This window comes from Streptomyces sp. NPDC052042 (assembly GCF_044548345.1).
Classification (GTDB): Bacteria; Actinomycetota; Actinomycetes; order Streptomycetales; family Streptomycetaceae; genus Streptomyces.
On sequence record NZ_JBIUBU010000012.1, the window covers coordinates 182,161 to 198,245 of the forward strand.

The window sequence follows — 16,085 nt, forward strand, 5'->3', positions numbered from 1 at the left end:
CGCGGCCGCGTCGGCTCAGCCGCTCGGGGCCGCTCGGGGCCGCTCGGGCACGGTCCCTCCCGCATCCGGCGCGGGCGTCCCGATGGTTCGGGATCCTGCTTCCCGCAGGTCCGGCGTCAGCGCGTGGACCTGCGACGGGTGAGGAACACGCCGAGGGCCAGACCGGCCAGCAGGGTCACCGCCAGCACCGCCCAGAGCGGCAGGGTGACGAGGGGAATCCACAGCCGGATGGTCACGGTCTCGGTGTTCACGGCGATGAACCAGATCGAGACGGCCGTCAGCAGCACGATCCCGAGCGTGCGCATCCGTATGTCGCGGCCCTTGACAGTGAGAGTCGCCGGGGCGTGCGGCGGGGATGTTTTCTGTGTCATGGTCCCAGTATCAAGCCGTTCAGGTATTTGGTCCCGAAGGGCCCGTTCCGGGCTCCGCGAGGCCGTGTCCGGCGTCCGGGCGGCAGGGCCCGGTCCTCCGCCCGGCCGGTTGGGGCCGGAAGTCCCTGCCGTACGGTGCGGGCACGTACCACCCTGGGACGGGTACCGCAGATGGACGGGTACCGCAGATGTTGGAGGGAAACACCATGGCCACCGAGCCTCCCGTGATCGCAGCCGTCGACGGCTCGTCGCACAGCCTCGAAGCCCTCGACTGGGCCACCCGCGAGGCCGTGCGGCGGGGGCTCGCGCTCGTCGTCGTCCATGTCCGGACACCGGCCCCGCAGGCCGTCCAGGAGGCGCAGCGCCGCGAGGCGGAGGAGTTGCTCACCCAGTGCACGCGGAGGGTCTCCCGGATCGCGCCGGATCTGCACCCGACGACGCTCACGCCGATGGACTTCCCGGCGGCGGCTCTCACCTCGCTCAGCCGTGACGCATCCTTGGTCGTCGTCGGCTCGCGCGGGCTGGGGGGCTTCCGGTCGCTGCTGCTCGGGTCCGACAGCATGGCGGTCGCGTCGATGGCCGGGTGCCCCGTGGTCGTCGTCCACGGCGCGGCCCCGGAGGAGGCGCGGGATGTCGTCGCGGGCGTCGCCGCCGACGAGAGCAGTGAGGCGGTGCTGGACTTCGCCTTCGCGGCGGCCGCCGCCCGGCCGGGTGCGCGGCTGCGGATCGTGCACGGCTGGACGATGATCTCGTCGATGCTGTCCGGCGGTCCCGTCTTCGACCGGGAGGCCGCGGCGTCCTCGGCCGAGCGGACCCTCGCCGAACTCACCGCGGGCCGGCGGGAGCGGTTCCCGCAGGTCGAGGTCGTCAGGGAAGCGGTCGGTGGGTCGGCCTCGCGCGCCCTGGTCACCGCCTCCGCCACGGCGGAGCTGACCGTGATCGGCCGGCGCAAGGGCGGCGAGTCGCTGGGGCTCGGACTCTCCCCCGTCGCCCAGACCACGCTCAGCCACGCGCTCGGCCCGGTGGCCGTGGTGCCCTGCTGACCGCGCTTCGTCGCTCCGGCGCCGGGGAAGAACTGCGGAACGGGGGCGCCGGGGCGACACTGCTGATCGGGCGGGACTGAGGAGGCGCGGGATGCGGAGTCCGGCCGGTCGGCACGAACGGTACGGGCGCGCGGTGCCGCGGTCCGGTCCGTGGCGCGGGTGCCTGGCGCTGCTCGCCGGCGCGCTGCCCGCGCTCGCGTTCCCCGCTCCTTCGCTCTGGTGGTTCGCCTACGTGGCGCTGGTGCCGTGGCTGTCGCTGATCCGGACGGCCCGCACCGCGCGCCGGGCCGCGCTCGACGGCTGGCTCGGCGGCGCGGGGTTCCTGCTCGCCGTCCACCACTGGCTGTTGCCGAGCCTGCATGTGTTCCTCGTGCTCCTGGCGGCTCTGCTCGGGCTGCTGTGGGCACCCTGGGGCCTGCTGGTCCACCGGCTGCTGCACGGGGCGGTGTCCGCCGCGGCCGGCGCGGCGGCGGTCGTCGTGGTGCCGTGCGGCTGGCTGCTGATCGAGACGGTCCGCTCCTGGCAGGGGCTCGGGGGCCCCTGGGGGCTGCTCGGGGCGAGCCAGTGGGAGGTGGCTCCGGCGCTCCGTCTGGCCTCGGTCGGCGGCGTGTGGCTGGTGAGCCTGCTGGTGGTCGCGGTGAACACGGCCGTTGTGCTGCTGTTCGCGGCCGGCACCGTGCGGGCGGCCGGGGTCGTCGCCCTCGTGGTGTGCGTCCTGTCGACGGGGGCGGCGTCGAGGTGGGCGCCGCGGCCCGAGCGGTCGGGCGTGGCGAGGGTCGCCGTGGTGCAGCCGGGTGTGATCGCGGGCCCGCACAGCGTCGAGCGGCGGCTCGCGGCCGGTGAACGGCTGACCGGATCGCTGGCGGCACGCGGTCTCGACCTGGTGGTGTGGGGCGAGAGCAGCGTCGGTGTGGATCCGGCGCGGCATCCGGACGTCACCACTCGGATCGCGGCGCTGTCGCGCCGGGTGGGCGCGGATGTCCTGATCAACGCGGACGCCCGCCAGAACGACGGATCGGGTCGCAGCGGGATCTTCAAGTCCGCGATGCTGGTGGGGCCGGACGGGCTGACCGGGGGGCGTTACGACAAGATGCGGCTGGTGCCGTTCGGCGAGTACGTCCCGGCGCGCTCGCTGCTCGGCTGGGTCACGTCCGTGGGACGGGCGGCGGGAGAGGACCGGCTGCGGGGCACCCGGCCCGTGACGATGCGGCTGCCCGGCGCGGTCGGCGGGAAGGGGCTGCGGTTCGGGCCGCTGATCTGCTTCGAGTCCGCCTTCCCCGACATGAGCCGACGACTGGCCCGGGACGGTGCGCAGCTGCTGGTCGTCCAGTCGTCGACCTCGACGTTCCAGCACAGCTGGGCGCCGGAACAGCACGCCTCGCTGGGGGCGCTGCGGGCCGCCGAGACCGGCCGCCCGGTGGTGCACGCGACGCTCACCGGCGTCAGCACGGCGTACGGCCCGGCAGGCGAACGGATCGGTGCGCCGCTGGGTACGGGCACCAGCGGGGCCGCGGTGTTCGACGTGCCGCTGGCCTCCGGTAGCACCCTCTACCTGCGGTGGGGCGACTGGCCGGTGGCGGGGGCCGCGGTGGTGTCGGCCCTGTTCTGCGCGTACGAGGGCGTGCGGGCCGTGCGACGGCGCGACCGGGACGGGCGGGGCGGCGCGTCCGCGGTGGCTCCGGAGTCCGGGCCGTAGCCGGGGAGGTGGGGGGACGCTCCGCCGGGCCCGGCCCGTCAGGCGCAGCCGAGGTCGCGCAGGACCCGCTCGCACAGCTCGTGCGTCAGCAGGGCGTCCCGGGCGCTGAGCACCGTCCCGGACCGCACGGCGTCCAGGAACGCCAGCACGCACTGCTCGATGCCGCGCTGCCGGGCCACGGGGACCCAGTCGCCCCGCCGCCGCACGCTCGGCTGCCCCTTGTGGTCGATCACCTCCGCGAGGTTGAGGACCTCCCGCTTGGCGTCCCGGCCCGAGACCTCCAGGCGTTCCTCGGCCGAGCCGCTGAGCCGGTTCATCGTGCCGACGGCGGTGAACCCCTCGCCGGACAGGTGCAGCACGACATGGTGCATCAGGCCGTCCACGATCCGGGCGTGCGCGACGGTGTGGTCGATCGTTCCCGGCGCCAGGAAGCGCAGGGTGTCGACGACGTGGATGAAGTCGTCGAGCACCATGGTGCGCGGGTCCTCGGGCAGGCCGACCCGGTTCTTCTGCATGAGGATCAGTTCGCGCGGGTGCTCGGCGCATTGCGCGTAACCGGGTGCGACCCGGCGGTTGAAGCCGACGGCGAGGCTCGTCCCGCGCTCCTCGGCGAGGCTCACCAGCCTTTCGGAATCGGCGAGTTCGTACGCCAGCGGCTTGTCGACATACGTGGCGACGCCCGCCTCCAGCAGGCGGGCGGCGATCTCCGGGTGGGCGGCGGTGGGCGCGTGCACGAACGCCGCGTCGAGCCCCTGGGCCAGTAGCGGACCGAGGTCCGTGTGGCACTGCCGTTCCGGGATCCGATGGGCCTCGGCGACCGCGGCCAGGGTGGCCGGAGTGCGGGTCTGCAAGTGCAGTTCGATTCCCGGAAGAGCGGTCAGAACCGGCAGGTACGCCTTCTGCGCGATGTCGCCGAGCCCGATGCATCCGACCTTCACGGGGGACTTCCTCTCAGTGTCCGGCACCGACCCGCGCGGAGTGCACCCGGTGAATCCGGCGGACCCGGTGGCCGTGGCGGACCGGACGGCCCGTCACGCCCCGTCCGCCGGGCCGGTATCCGCCGCGGTCGGTGGCGCGCGTGCTTCGTCCGGGCAGCATACGTGCGCCGTGGCGGCCGCCGGTCGGCCGTGCCGTCCAAGGTGCGCGCGGGAGCACGGGAGGCGGCGGTCATCGGGGCGTCGCGCACCCCCGCCCCATGACGCGCCGGACGGGGCGGGACCCGACCGGGTGACTTCCCGGTGCGTGCCCGGTCGTTGCGCCGACCGGAGTCACTCGTGCGGGCCAATCCCGGCTTCCGGGCTCACTCGGCACCGGGTCGGCACAGCAGAGTTGACCGGGTGCAACGAACCAGAACCATCGTGAAGCTCCTGGCCGGTGTGGCGGTCGCGACCCTGTCCGGCTGCGTGTCCGTGACGCCGCAGCCGGACGTCCCGACCCGGCCCGGGCACAGCAGGCCCACGCCGGACCTGGCGCCCCAGATCGCGCGGCCACCGGTCCACGACAGCCTGGACGTCGTGCCGGGCGCGGATCCGCCGGCCGCGTCGTCCGCCCCCGCGCACGGCTCGCCGCCGGACACCCGCCGGGCCGTGCCTCGCCCTCCCCGGCGGCACCAGCACTCCGGCACGGTGCTTCCTCGCCCGCGGCAGGCCCCGCCCGTCGTGACCGCGCCCGTACCGGCCCTGCCGGCGCCCGTCACCGGACGGGACGTCTGCGCGCTGGGTCGGGGGTACGGGCACTGGCCGGCGGGCAGCCCGCAGTCCCGCATCTGCGACCAGACCTACGGCCGCTGACCTCGACGGGGAACGAGGAGCGGGTGGCCCCTCCGGTCCGGACGGGCCACCCGCTCACAGCTCGCGCAGTCTCAGCTCCAGCCGCGCGATCGCCGCACGGATCCCTCCCCCGTACCCGTCGTCCGCGCCGTCCTCCGCGAGCACCCCGGAGGCGGCGCGCGCCCGGTCCAGATGGGTGCGGGCCTCGTCGGGCCGCTGGAGCTTCACATAGTCCGCCGCGAGATTGAGGTGGAGCGACGGGTACAGGACCCGCACCGCGAGGGCGTCGGAGTGCTGTGCCATGCGTTCGCCGGTCAGGCTGTCGGCCGCGGTCAGGGCCCTGAGATCCCAGGCCAGCTCGTCGCCGGGATCGTCCTGGGTGTCGGCCATGTAGTGGGCGAGCGTGCAGCGGTGCAGCGCGTCGCCGCCCTCGCCGATCTCCGACCAGAGGGTGCCGAAGCGGTTGCGGGCCTCCTCCCGGTCACCGGCGTGCAGCAGCATGATCGCCTGGCCGATCCTGGTCATGACGGCGTCCGACGACGCCTCCCGCTGCTCGGTCACCGCGGCCTCCTTGTCCGGTCCACCCGTTCCCCGTCGACGCTAGGGCCTGTCCGGCGGATCTTCGCGGATCTCCGTGGATCAGCGCGCGCGGCGTGCGGCGCGTGCGCCCCCGGCCCTCCGCCGCGCTGCCGAGGACCGGCTCCCTCCGGGGCCGAACCGGGCGGGTCGTCCGGGGGCGCGGGGGGCGCCCCCGCCGAACTGCGTACGGGCTCCGGGACGGCCGGGCACCGGCGGCCCGTCCACCGGACGGCCGTCTCCGGCCCGGGCGGGAGCAGGGAACTCAGCCGAGGTCGGGGATGCGCCAGTCGATGGCCTCGTGCCCCTGCGCCGCGATCGCCTCGTTGATCTGGGTGAAGGGACGGGAGCCGAAGAACTTCTTGGCCGAGAGGGGCGACGGGTGGGCACCCTTCACCACCACGTGACGGGTCTCGTCGATCAACGTCAGCTTCTTCTGGGCGTAGTTGCCCCACAGCACGAAGACCGCCGGGTCGGGGCGCGAGACGACGGCGCGGATCACCGCGTCGGTGAACTTCTCCCAGCCCTTGCCCTTGTGCGAGTTGGCCTCGCCCGCGCGCACCGTCAGCACCGCGTTGAGCAGGAGCACCCCCTGCTCGGCCCACGGCATCAGATACCCGTTGTCCGGGATCGGCAGGCCGAGCTCCTCCTTCATCTCCTTGTAGATGTTCCGCAGGGAGGGCGGCGTCTTCACTCCCGGCCGCACGGAGAAGCACAGACCATGTCCCTGTCCCTCGCCGTGGTACGGGTCCTGGCCGAGGACCAGAACCTTCACCTTCTCGTACGGCGTGGCTTCCAGGGCGGCGAACACCTGGTCACGCGGCGGGTAGACCGGCCCCTTGGCCCGCTCCTCCTCGACGAACTCGGTGAGCTCCTTGAAGTACGGCTTCTCCAGCTCCTCGCCGAGGACGCCGCGCCAGGACTCGGGCAGCAGGTCGGTGTCGGTCATGTCAACAACCTCCGGTAAGTAATACGTTCTCCATCCGAGAACCTACCGGGGGGCACTGACAACGGGCCGGGCGAGCCCCCGAGCCGGGCTACCAGCTCGCCTTGCGGTAGAACTCCCACATCTGCATGACCACCTGCGGGTCGAGGACGCGCTCGCCGCCGCCGATGTCATCGCCCGATGCCACGTACAACTTGCCCTGCCACAGCGGCAGCAGCCGGACGTCCTCCACCAGGATCTGCTGAGCCCGTTCGAACTGCTTGCTCACCGCGCCGCGGTCGCTCTGCTTGCGGGTCTGGGGCAGCAGCCGGCCGGTGATCTCGCTCTTCATGTACGGCGTCCCGGTGACGCTGTCCTCGCCCACGAAGGGAGCGATGAAGTTGTCCGGATCCGGGAAGTCCGGGAACCAGCCGCGGCCGAAGGCGGGGTACTCACCCTTGGTGAAGCCCTCCTGGAACTCTTTCCAGGGCTTGCTCTTCAAGGTGATCCTGAACAGCCCGGAGGTCTCCAGCTGTCGCTTCAGTTCCGTGAACTCCGCGGCCGTGGAGGAGCCGTAGCGGTCGGTGGTGTACCAGAGTGTCAGCGCGACCGGCTCGGTGATGCCCGCGCGCTCCAGGATCCGCTTGGCCTTGGCCGGGTCCGGGTCCCCATAGGCGTCGAAGAAGCTGGTGGTGTGTCCGGCGATGCCCTTGGGGACCATGGAGTACAGGGGCTCGGCGGTGCCCCGGTAGACCTTGGCCACGAGGGCGTCGCGATCGACGAGCTGGGCGATGGCACGCCGCACGGCCACATTTCCGGCGGCCGGATCCTCGGGGTTGAAGACCAGGAACCGGATGTCCGCGCCGACCGTCTCGACGATCTTCAGTTCGTCCTTCCGGCCCCTGCGCGCCTCCAGGTCGACGACGTCGTCGGCGGTCAGACCGCGGTAGATCGCGTCGATCTCGTTCTTCTTCAGCGCCGCGACCACGGGGGCGGACGCCGTGAAGTAGCGGATGGTCACGGCGTCGTTCTTCCGGTCGGCGAACCCTCTGTAGTCCGGGTTCTTGACCAGCTCGGCACGTTTCCCCGGCTTGTACGAGTCCAGCAGGTAGGGGCCGGAACCGATCACCTTGCCGTCGTCGCGGATCTTGTACTTCGAGTACTCGCTCGGCGCCACCAACGACATCGCGGGCGTGGCGAGGATGAACGGGAAGGTCGCGTCCGGCTTGGCGAGGTGGAAGACGACGGTGTCGTCCCCCTTGGTCTCGATCCGGTCGAGGGAACCGAGCATGCCGACGGGCCCTCCCTTGACCTTGATGGCCGAAATCCGGTCGATGGAGTACTTCACGGCCTCGGCATCGAGAGCGTCACCGTTGGAGAACTTCAGCCCTTTGCGCAGTTCGCAGCGGTAGGCCGTGCTACTGCTGTCGGTAAACCGGCACGACTTCGCGGCGTCCGGCACGGGCCGGGTGCTTCCGGTGGGGAAACTCACCAGGGTCTGGAAGACATTCCGCATCAGTTCCCAGGAGTTGTCCCACGCCGCCGCAGGATCGAGTGTGGAGGGTTCACTGGTCGTACCGACGACTATCTTCTGCTCCACTTTCGATCCGCTGTCGGCAAGAAGTCCGCAGCCTGCCAGCAGGGACAGGGAGACAAGGACTGCAGCGGCCTGCAGACTGGCCCGGTAGAACACGTGAACGCTCCTCGATCAGCCATGGGACGGCAGACCCTACCGCAGTGCCCTGTCGGGTGAATTCACAGGTCCGACAGGGCACTTGATTCAAACGGGCGATATCCGCTCAGGCCGTCTCAGCCCACACCGGCATTCAGGAACAACCCGCCGTCGACCACCAGAGTCTGTCCCGTGATCCAGTCGGCCTGACTCGACGTGAGAAATGCGGCGGCACCGCCGATGTCCTCGGGTACCCCGAGACGCCCGAGCGGATAGGACGCCGCCGCCTCGGCCTCCCGGCCCTCGTACAGCGCCTGTGCGAACTTCGTCTTCACGACCGCGGGCGCGATCGCGTTCACCCGGACGGCAGGGGCGAACTCGTGCGCCATCTGGAGGGTCAGATTGACCATGGCAGCCTTGCTCATTCCGTATGCGCCGATGAACGGCGACGCGGACACCCCGGCGATCGAGGCGATGTTCACGATCGCCCCGCCGTTCTCCTTCTGCCACGCCTTCCAGGTCTGCTGGGCGAAGCCGAGCGCCGAGACCACGTTCGTCTCGAAGACCTTGCGGGCGACGTCGAGGTCGAGGTCCGCGATGGGGCCGAACACCGGGTTGGTGCCGGCGTTGTTGACCAGGAAGTCGATCCGGCCGAACGCCTCCATCGTGCGTTCAACGGCCGCGGCCCGGTGCGCCTCGTCGTGCGCCTTGCCCGGCATCGCGATCGCCCGGTCCGCGCCGAGCCGCTCCACGGCCTCCTTCAGTGCGTCCTCGCCGCGCCCGGTGATGCACACCCGGTCCCCACGGGCCACGAACGCCTCGGCGATGCCGTATCCGATGCCTCGGCTCGCGCCCGTGATGAGCGCGACCTTCCCACTGTCCCGCACAGCCATGTTCTCCTCCTCCCCCGTGTCAGTTGAGCGGTCCGCCGGCGACGTACAGGACCTGACCGGAGACGAAGCCGGCGTCGTCACCCGCGAAGAAGGCGATGGCCCGCGCGACGTCCTCGGGACGCCCGACGCGCTGGACCGGGATCTGGCCGGCGGCGGCGGCCTGGAACTCCTCGAAGCCCATGCCGATCCGGGCCGCGGTCTGCGCGGTCATCTCGGTGACGATGAAACCGGGGGCGACGGCGTTGGCGGTGATGCCGAACTTGCCGAGTTCCTTGGCGAGCGTCTTGGTGAGGCCCTGCAGTCCGGCCTTGACGGCCGAGTAGTTGGCCTGGCCACGGTTGCCGAGGGCGGAGGAGGAGGACAGTGAGACGATCCGGCCGAACTCGGCGTCCACCATGTGCTTCTGAACGGCCTTGGCCATCAGGAACGCGCCCTTCAGGTGCACGTTCATCACGATGTCCCAGTCGGACTCGGACATCTTGAAGAGCAGGTTGTCGCGGAGCACGCCCGCGTTGTTGACGAGGATCGTCGGAGCCCCCAGTTCGGCGGCGACGCGCGCGACCGCGGCTTCGACCTGGGCGGCGTCCGACACATCGCAGCCGACGGCGAGCGCGGTGCCCCCGGCGGCGGTGATCTCGTCGACCGTGTCCTTGCAGGCCGCCTCGTCCAGGTCGAGTACGGCGACAGCCCGGCCCTCGGCCGCCAGGCGTACCGCGGTGGCGGCGCCGATGCCCCGCGCCGCTCCGGTCACGATGGCGACACGCTGCTCGGTGGTGGACATGCTTGGTTCTCCTCGCCCTTGGATCGCCGCTCAGCGAACATGGGGGCGGTCCGGCGCGGAACCTCGTACCGCACCGGACCCCACTGGCTGAGCGACCGCTTAGTACCTTCAGCAGACGAGACGCTAGAAGCCCTGGCACCCGGTGTCAACGGCACACGGCCGCAGGGGCGCATGTCACATGCCCCCGGCGGCACGGCGCAGTGGCGCGGAGCTGTCTCGAACGCCGGTCCCTGGACGGCTCGCGCCGGGCTCGGTGGGGGTCCGGACGGCAGTACAGGCGGCGGCGCAAAACGGCGGTCAGCGCACCAGCAGTTGGAACAGCCGCTCCACCTCGGCCTCCGGATCGACGGTGAGTCCGCTGTGCACCGGCCCCGGCTGGACCACGGTGGAGCGCGGCGCGATCAGCCAGCGGAAGCGCCGCCCCGGGTCGTCACCGGCGGCCTGGCCGGCGTACGTGCCGCCCTGGCAGACGCCCTCGACGGCGTGCAGCGCGGCCCGCGTCCCGACCACGTCGGCAGCGGGGTCCAGCACCCTCAACTTGGCCTCGTCCAGGTGGGTGCGGGCGGCGACGAAACCACGTGCACGGCAGTAGACGACCACGCCGGCGTTGAAGCACTCGCCACGCTGTACCCGCGGCACCACGCGCAGCAGGGCGTACTCGAAGACATCGCGCTCGCTCACCGGTGGCCGTCCTCGTCGTTCGTCTCGGTTCCGTCGCCGTTCTTCCCGGTGGGGTGCGGCCACGGGGCACGCTCGGTCAGCCAGCCGGGCGCCTGCGACGGCCTGGGGGCTGTGGGCGCACCCATCGCGATCCGCTCGTGAATGGTGGCGGCGCGCGGGAGCAGCGCCGCCACGTAGGCGCGGCGCAGCTCGTCGGTGGAGTCGAACCCCGGCTCGTCCACCAGCCACTCGTCGGGGACATCGGCCGTGATCTCGGTGAGCAGTTGCTCGGTGACCAGCGGCGCGAGTTCGGCGGCCGCCGCGGCGATGTCGGGGGCGAACGGGGCGAGCGCGTGGTCCGAGGCGTCGTACGGCTTGGCGGCGGACGTCTGGGCGCCGGGCCAGTTGTGGTGCCAGATCATGGTGGCGCCGTGGTCGATGAGCCACAGGTCGCCGTGCCAGATCAGCATGTTCGGATTGCGCCAGGACCGGTCGACGTTGTTGATCAGCGCGTCGAACCAGACCACTCGTCCGGCTTCCTGGGAGTCCACCTGGTAGGCGAGCGCGTCGAATCCGATGGATCCGGGCAGGAAGTCCATCCCGAGGTTGAGTCCGCCGCTGGCCTTCAGGAGCTCCTGCACCTCCTGGTCGGGTTCGGCGAGCCCGATGACGGGGTCGAGCTGGATCCGCACGAGTTCGGGGACGCGCAGTCCGAGCCGCTGACCGAGCCGGCCGCAGATGACCTCCGCGACCAGTGTCTTGCGGCCCTGTCCGGCGCCGGTGAACTTCATGACGTACGTGCCGAGATCGTCGGCCTCGACGATCCCCGGTAGTGATCCACCCTCCCGCAAGGGGGTGACATAGCGAGTCGCGGTGACTTCTTTCAGCATGTTCCCAGGCAGCCCATCTCTTCAGCCTTGCAATCCACGAACGCACTCGGAGAGACGCAGCAGCAGGAATCGCCCGCCAACGGCCCTGGGGAGAACCCCGCCAACGGCCCTGGGAGAATCTGGGGAGTTTCGAACGGCATTCGGATTCCCCTGCCTCCCCGGCTAAGGGCTGTCCCGTCCGTCAATGACCGTTCGCCCCTTGCTTCCGGCCTCCGGCGTGAAGTGAGCATAGTAACCGAGGGTGATCGACGGCGAGGAGGGCCCGAGCCACCGCACCGAGGTCACGACGGACTCCCCCGCCTCCGGCATGACCGGGGCGCAGGTGTGCCGCGGCACAGGGAAGCCGTCCTTCGGCGCCACCGTCGATGGCCCAGGGCCCCGCCCCCTTGGCACGTGGCGGGACGGCATCGGCTTCTGACGGAGCCGGTTTCCGGTCTGTGCGCGTTCCACGTGTTCACGGCCACGGCCACGGCCACGGCGTTACCGAATCGCGTGATGAGCGCAGAAGGGAGACCTTCCTCCGCGGGCTGCCCGCTCCGGCCCTTCCGCGGAGGCTCGGCCACGACCGGGGGAACCCTTCGGCGTGACGCTTCCCACGTCTCGCGCCCGCCCGCCGGCCAACCACCTCGCCCATCAGCCGTCCACGGCCTTGTGCGTGAGCCGGAACGCTGCCGCGGCATCCCCGCGAGTCCGGCCCGCCACCGACGCCGCGACCGCCCGCAGCCGAAGGATCTCGCGCACGACACCGGCGCCATCCGACTGCCCTCCCGGATCACCGCCGTCGGGTCACCACCGCCGGCAACGCCGGTAGTTCAGTGCCCGGCGGCCTGACCACCGTCGACGTGCAGGATCTCCCCGGTGACGAACGAGGCGTTCTCGAGGTAGAGGATCGCTTGGACGACGTCGTCGGTCTCCCCCATCCGGCCGAGCGGCTGGAGCTCGGCAAGGGCCTCGTGCGTCTCCGGCGGGTGCATCGGGGTACTGATGACGCCGAGCGCGACGGTGTTGACCCGGATGCCATGGGCCGCGTACTCGATCGCCAGTGCTTTGGTGACCGCGTTCAGGCCGCCTTTGGTCAGCGACGCGAGTGCCGAGGGCGACTCCGACCTGGCGTGGTCGACCAGGCTCGTGGATACGTTCACCAGATGGCCGCCGCCGGCCCGGGAGAGCATCGCCGCGATGGCGCTGCGGGAGACTTCGAAGAAGCCGCGCAGGTTCACCCCGGCGACGAGGTCGTAGTCCTCGTCGGTGTAGTCGGTGAACGGTTTGGCGACGAAGACCCCGGCGTTGTTGACCAGGGTGTCGATCCGGCCGAACCGGGCGAGAGCTGCGTCGACGATACGGGCTCCCATGCCCGGCACGGCCACATCGCCCCGGACGGTCAGCACACCGGGATCGCCGGATTCACCGATGGAGCGGGACGTCGCGACGACTGCGTAGCCGAGCTCGCGGTAGGCCGTGACGAGCGCGGCTCCGATCCCTTGGGAGGCGCCGGTGATGATCGCGACCCTCTGCAACGTGTTCATGAGCGGATCATCGCCCGCATTCCTCTCATCGGCATGTGCGACTTGACCGGCGGCAGGTGGCGACCACTCCGCAGAGTGCGCAGTTCCCTCGCCCGGAGCACTCCGGTGCGGGATGACCGGTCCCGTCCCCTGGTGACCCGCCGTCGGCGACGATGCTCGCCCGGCCGGCCACGGCCTTCCGTGTCCCGGGGGAGCCTCGCCCCCTGCCCCGCGATCGCTGCGGGTGCCTGGGATCTTCTCCAGCGGGACGGCTGCGGCAGGCTTCCGATCGCCGCCCGGACGGCCCAGCCGGACGGGCGAGCCCCCGAACGCGAACACCGCAGCCGCGCGCGGCCGAGACGCGCATTCCCCTGGGCGGCCCCGCAGGCCCCCGGGCCCGGCCGAACCGGCGGCGCGCCCCTCTGCGCGCCCACGCGCGCCGCAACGGGAGCGGGCGGGTCGCGATCACCGACACCCCGGCCACCACCGCCTCGCGGCACCTGCTCCAAGGGCCGCCCCCGCCCTTCGACGCCTTCCGTTTGTTCCCCGCCCGGCCTTGTCGATCAGGTGAAATACCTCACGAACAAGAAGTTCAATATTCAACCAGAGCTCGCATAGGGTCTCGGATATACCCGGACAACCCGGCATGAGTTCCGTGACCGCCGACCCAGCGGCCACGGAAGAAGCAAGGAGCAATGCAATGTCGAACCGCATGATCGGACGGCGGATCGCCGCCACGGCCGTCGCCGCTGCCATTGCCGGCGGTGCGCTGCTGGCAAGCACGGGCGCAGCCTCGGCGGCGCCGCGTCCCGCAGCCGAGCGAGCGGCGAACGCCACTCACTCCGTGAGCACCGGCCACCGCGGCCAGTGGGACGACCACCGCGGCGACCGCGACCACCGCCGGGACCGCAACGACCACCGCGGCCACGACTACCGCGGCGACCGTGACCACCGCTGGGACCGCAACGACCACCGCTTGGACCGCGACCACCGCTGGGACGGCTACCGCACCTGGTACCGCACCGGCAGCAGCTGGTACAGCTACGACCACGGCCACCACTACCGCTACGACGGCCACCGTTTCTACCACTCGGTCCACGGCACGTGGATCGTGGTGACCAGCCTCCCGAACGGCTTCGGCCACCACGTCTTCCGCTGATCCCGGGCACGGGCTGCACCGCCGCACGGCGGTGCAGCCGCCCGTCCGGTGCCCAGGAGCTGATCAAGCCATGGCCTACCACTTGGACACGTCACTCGACATGGAGCTCGTGCTCGCCCCTCACGAGCGCGTCGCGGTGCCCGCTCGTCTGTGTTACGGATCCGACGATCCGTACGCCGTCACCTTCGCCTTCCACACCGGTTCCGAAGAGCCGGTGACATGGACCTTCGCCCGCGACCTCCTGGCCGACAGCGTCCTGCGGCCGACCGGTGACGGGGACATACGTCTGTGGCCGAGCGGCACCGGACACCACATGGTGCTCAACCTCGCCCTTTCCTCCCCGGCGGGCCGGGCCCGGCTCGCCGCCCCGCTCCGCGCGGTGACGGACTGGCTCACCCACACCTACCGGCTGGTCCCGGCCGGACGGGAGACGGACGGCCTCGACGTGGACGCCGCATTGTCGCGCCTGCTGCACGGTACGGGCTGACACGCACCTCCCGACGCCCCCGACCGGCACCCCACCCGGCACTCGGGTGGAGACGGATCCGAGCGGCAGCCATCCACCGCGAACCGGAAGGGCGGGTACACCGCCCGGTGCACCAGTCGGGTGAAGCTGCAACGAGTGGGTCGCGGGAGACCGGGGTGCGCGGCACGGACGGCCATGCGCCGACGACGATCAGCGCTCCGGCGATGCCGGTCAGGACGTGTGAGTTCCCTCCCTCCGCCGCGAAGAACGCACCGCACGCGGCGGCGGAACGGACGGGGGGAGACCGCAGTCGTGAGCGGCGCGGCCCCTCCGGTTCCCGGTCCCCCGCCGCGTACAGCGCGTCAGTGGTGCGGGGCCTTCTCGCATCTGTGCAAGGAGTCGAAGAGCCTGCGGAGCGTGTACGTCGCGAGTCCGCCCGACAGGAACGCGACCGCGACGATCGCGAACAGGCCGACGTTGTCCTGCCGACCATAGTAGTCGCCCGGGCGCGACGCTCCCATGGGCGGCGCCTCGGGCCACGAGCCGTGCGGCCAATACGGGTTGGGCGGAAACGGAGGGGTGGTGGGACCCGGCGGGCCACTGGGGCCGGGCGGTCCCGAGGGGCCCTCCGACCCCGGCGGGCCGGACGGCCCCGTTTCGCCGGCGGGGCCGGTGAGGCCCGGTTCGCCGCCCTTGCCGTCCGCTCCGTCCCGCCCGACCTCGCCGCGCGGGCCCTTCGCGGCCGGCTCGCCCAACGGTTCCGCGAGTCCCGCAGGCCCCGCCGGACCGTCGGGCCCCTCCGGCCCCACAGGTCCTCGCGCATCCTGGAAACCTTCCGGCCCCCGAGGATCCGAGGGGCCGGACGGACCGGAGGGTGCGGCTTGTTCGATGCTCGCGGCTCCGGCATGGGCCATCGGTTCGATGAGATCGACGGCACGCGGCATCTCCCCCGGGTCGAGCACCGGCCCCGCCGGGCCGTCGGGGTGGGGCCGGTGCGCCGGGTGTGCGGTCTCCCTCGGGTGGGTCGTCAGCCTGTTCAGGGTGATTCCGTCGCTCCGCACCGTCACAAAGCCGCTCCGGTGCAGGGTGAGCAGGACGGCGCACAGCAGCACGGGGATTCCCATGAGCACGGCGATGACGGCCTTGAGACGTCTCAGATGGGATCTGCGGCAGCGGGTATGGCGGTCGCGAGCGTACATTCGGCAGGACTTCCGCGTGGGTGACGAGGGCATCGGGGCGACTGGCCGCTGACATGCGGGACTCCTGCGGACCGGATCCGCTCGCATGACTGGCCGTGAACGGGAGTGATCAGCCACGTCATAGGAGAGCACGATTAACTTGATTATCCCGGTAACCAATTGAGTGATTGTGCAGGACCGGTCTCCCCGAAGGCCGCGGTTCCCGACAGCCGGCGGCATGGAATCGGACCCACGGCGCACACGTGGAGCACGGGGCGTTCTCGCATCCGTCGACGGCGCGGCGTCGCACGTTCCACGGGGTACGGCGGGCTCTCCGCGTGTGCGAGAGCGCCGACGCGCCCGGAGTTCCGCAATCACCCGGTCGAGTGCCGTCACCCGTACGCCTGTTGGTGATCCCGGCACATCCGTCACCCGACCGGGCCTCGTCGCCCCGGACTTGACCGCATGGGCGACCGCTCCCGTGGCCCCTGCCCCACCCGT

At 71.5% G+C, this 16,085-nt stretch carries 16 protein-coding genes; 5 read left to right on the top strand and 11 right to left on the bottom strand.

Translation table 11 applies throughout. The features are described 5' to 3' along the window. Positions 1-116: 116 nt before the first annotated feature. Complete coding sequence (locus ACIHCL_RS21155) at positions 117-371, bottom strand: LapA family protein (protein ID WP_399863907.1); 255 nt, start codon at positions 369-371, stop codon at positions 117-119. A 206-nt stretch (positions 372-577) separates the two neighbouring features. Here ACIHCL_RS21155 and ACIHCL_RS21160 point away from each other — a divergent pair, with 206 nt between their 5' ends. After that, entirely contained in the window at positions 578-1,414 is an 837-nt protein-coding gene (locus tag ACIHCL_RS21160; RefSeq protein WP_399863908.1) for a universal stress protein, read from the top strand. 91 nt (positions 1,415-1,505) lie between these two features. Then, positions 1,506-3,110 (top strand): apolipoprotein N-acyltransferase, encoded by a 1,605-nt coding sequence (gene lnt, locus ACIHCL_RS21165; RefSeq protein WP_399863909.1) that lies wholly within the window; start codon positions 1,506-1,508, stop codon positions 3,108-3,110. A gap of 38 nt (positions 3,111-3,148) precedes the next feature. Here the strand turns inward: lnt and ACIHCL_RS21170 are convergent, their stop codons facing one another. Continuing rightward, positions 3,149-4,048, bottom strand: a complete 900-nt coding sequence (locus ACIHCL_RS21170) for a Gfo/Idh/MocA family protein (protein ID WP_399863910.1) — start codon at positions 4,046-4,048, stop codon at positions 3,149-3,151. A 399-nt stretch (positions 4,049-4,447) separates the two neighbouring features. On the opposite strand from ACIHCL_RS21170, the gene ACIHCL_RS21175 reads away from it, so the two are divergent. Continuing rightward, a complete protein-coding gene (locus ACIHCL_RS21175) occupies positions 4,448-4,900 on the top strand; it encodes a hypothetical protein (RefSeq protein WP_399863912.1) in 453 nt (150 codons plus the stop codon). Between the two features lie 54 nt (positions 4,901-4,954). On the opposite strand, the gene ACIHCL_RS21180 is transcribed toward ACIHCL_RS21175, so the two are convergent. The 8 genes from ACIHCL_RS21180 to ACIHCL_RS21215 form a co-directional block, all read right to left on the bottom strand. Continuing rightward, the gene (locus tag ACIHCL_RS21180; RefSeq protein ID WP_399863913.1) at positions 4,955-5,440 is read right to left on the bottom strand and encodes a hypothetical protein; all 486 of its coding nucleotides are present in this window, start codon (positions 5,438-5,440) and stop codon (positions 4,955-4,957) included. A gap of 280 nt (positions 5,441-5,720) precedes the next feature. Next, the gene (locus ACIHCL_RS21185) at positions 5,721-6,404 is read right to left on the bottom strand and encodes a uracil-DNA glycosylase (protein ID WP_399863914.1); all 684 of its coding nucleotides are present in this window, start codon (positions 6,402-6,404) and stop codon (positions 5,721-5,723) included. Between the two features lie 88 nt (positions 6,405-6,492). Next, the gene (locus ACIHCL_RS21190) at positions 6,493-8,073 is read right to left on the bottom strand and encodes an ABC transporter substrate-binding protein (RefSeq protein ID WP_399863916.1); all 1,581 of its coding nucleotides are present in this window, start codon (positions 8,071-8,073) and stop codon (positions 6,493-6,495) included. Between the two features lie 116 nt (positions 8,074-8,189). Continuing rightward, on the bottom strand, positions 8,190-8,945 hold the full coding sequence (locus ACIHCL_RS21195; RefSeq protein ID WP_399863917.1) for an SDR family oxidoreductase: 756 nt from the start codon (positions 8,943-8,945) through the stop codon (positions 8,190-8,192). Between the two features lie 19 nt (positions 8,946-8,964). After that, entirely contained in the window at positions 8,965-9,726 is a 762-nt protein-coding gene (fabG, locus tag ACIHCL_RS21200; protein WP_399863919.1) for a 3-oxoacyl-ACP reductase FabG, read from the bottom strand. A 297-nt stretch (positions 9,727-10,023) separates the two neighbouring features. Beyond that, complete coding sequence (locus ACIHCL_RS21205) at positions 10,024-10,407, bottom strand: DUF3037 domain-containing protein (protein WP_399863921.1); 384 nt, start codon at positions 10,405-10,407, stop codon at positions 10,024-10,026. Then, complete coding sequence (locus ACIHCL_RS21210; protein WP_399863922.1) at positions 10,404-11,276, bottom strand: HipA family kinase; 873 nt, start codon at positions 11,274-11,276, stop codon at positions 10,404-10,406. The genes ACIHCL_RS21205 and ACIHCL_RS21210 overlap by 4 nt, the downstream gene beginning before the upstream one ends. 812 nt (positions 11,277-12,088) lie before the next feature. Beyond that, a complete protein-coding gene (locus tag ACIHCL_RS21215; RefSeq protein WP_399863924.1) occupies positions 12,089-12,802 on the bottom strand; it encodes an SDR family NAD(P)-dependent oxidoreductase in 714 nt (237 codons plus the stop codon). Positions 12,803-13,481: 679 nt separating this feature from the next. On the opposite strand from ACIHCL_RS21215, the gene ACIHCL_RS21220 reads away from it, so the two are divergent. Both ACIHCL_RS21220 and ACIHCL_RS21225 read left to right on the top strand, forming a co-directional pair. Beyond that, entirely contained in the window at positions 13,482-13,940 is a 459-nt protein-coding gene (locus ACIHCL_RS21220; RefSeq protein WP_399863925.1) for a hypothetical protein, read from the top strand. 70 nt (positions 13,941-14,010) lie between these two features. Continuing rightward, a complete protein-coding gene (locus tag ACIHCL_RS21225) occupies positions 14,011-14,427 on the top strand; it encodes an SsgA family sporulation/cell division regulator (RefSeq protein ID WP_399863927.1) in 417 nt (138 codons plus the stop codon). 341 nt (positions 14,428-14,768) lie between these two features. On the opposite strand, the gene ACIHCL_RS21230 is transcribed toward ACIHCL_RS21225, so the two are convergent. Next, entirely contained in the window at positions 14,769-14,927 is a 159-nt protein-coding gene (locus tag ACIHCL_RS21230) for a hypothetical protein (RefSeq protein ID WP_399863929.1), read from the bottom strand. Positions 14,928-16,085 lie beyond the last annotated feature (1,158 nt).

Coding starts and splice junctions, on each gene's coding strand:
- ACIHCL_RS21225 (WP_399863927.1), top strand. CDS start 14,011: ATGGCCTACCACTTGGACACGTCACTCGACATGGAGCTCGTGCTCGCC.
- ACIHCL_RS21215 (WP_399863924.1), bottom strand. CDS start 12,802: ATGAACACGTTGCAGAGGGTCGCGATCATCACCGGCGCCTCCCAAGGG.
- ACIHCL_RS21220 (WP_399863925.1), top strand. CDS start 13,482: ATGTCGAACCGCATGATCGGACGGCGGATCGCCGCCACGGCCGTCGCC.
- fabG (WP_399863919.1), bottom strand. CDS start 9,726: ATGTCCACCACCGAGCAGCGTGTCGCCATCGTGACCGGAGCGGCGCGG.
- ACIHCL_RS21160 (WP_399863908.1), top strand. CDS start 578: ATGGCCACCGAGCCTCCCGTGATCGCAGCCGTCGACGGCTCGTCGCAC.
- ACIHCL_RS21210 (WP_399863922.1), bottom strand. CDS start 11,276: ATGCTGAAAGAAGTCACCGCGACTCGCTATGTCACCCCCTTGCGGGAG.
- ACIHCL_RS21155 (WP_399863907.1), bottom strand. CDS start 371: ATGACACAGAAAACATCCCCGCCGCACGCCCCGGCGACTCTCACTGTC.
- ACIHCL_RS21185 (WP_399863914.1), bottom strand. CDS start 6,404: ATGACCGACACCGACCTGCTGCCCGAGTCCTGGCGCGGCGTCCTCGGC.
- ACIHCL_RS21195 (WP_399863917.1), bottom strand. CDS start 8,945: ATGGCTGTGCGGGACAGTGGGAAGGTCGCGCTCATCACGGGCGCGAGC.
- lnt (WP_399863909.1), top strand. CDS start 1,506: ATGCGGAGTCCGGCCGGTCGGCACGAACGGTACGGGCGCGCGGTGCCG.
- ACIHCL_RS21230 (WP_399863929.1), bottom strand. CDS start 14,927: ATGGGAGCGTCGCGCCCGGGCGACTACTATGGTCGGCAGGACAACGTC.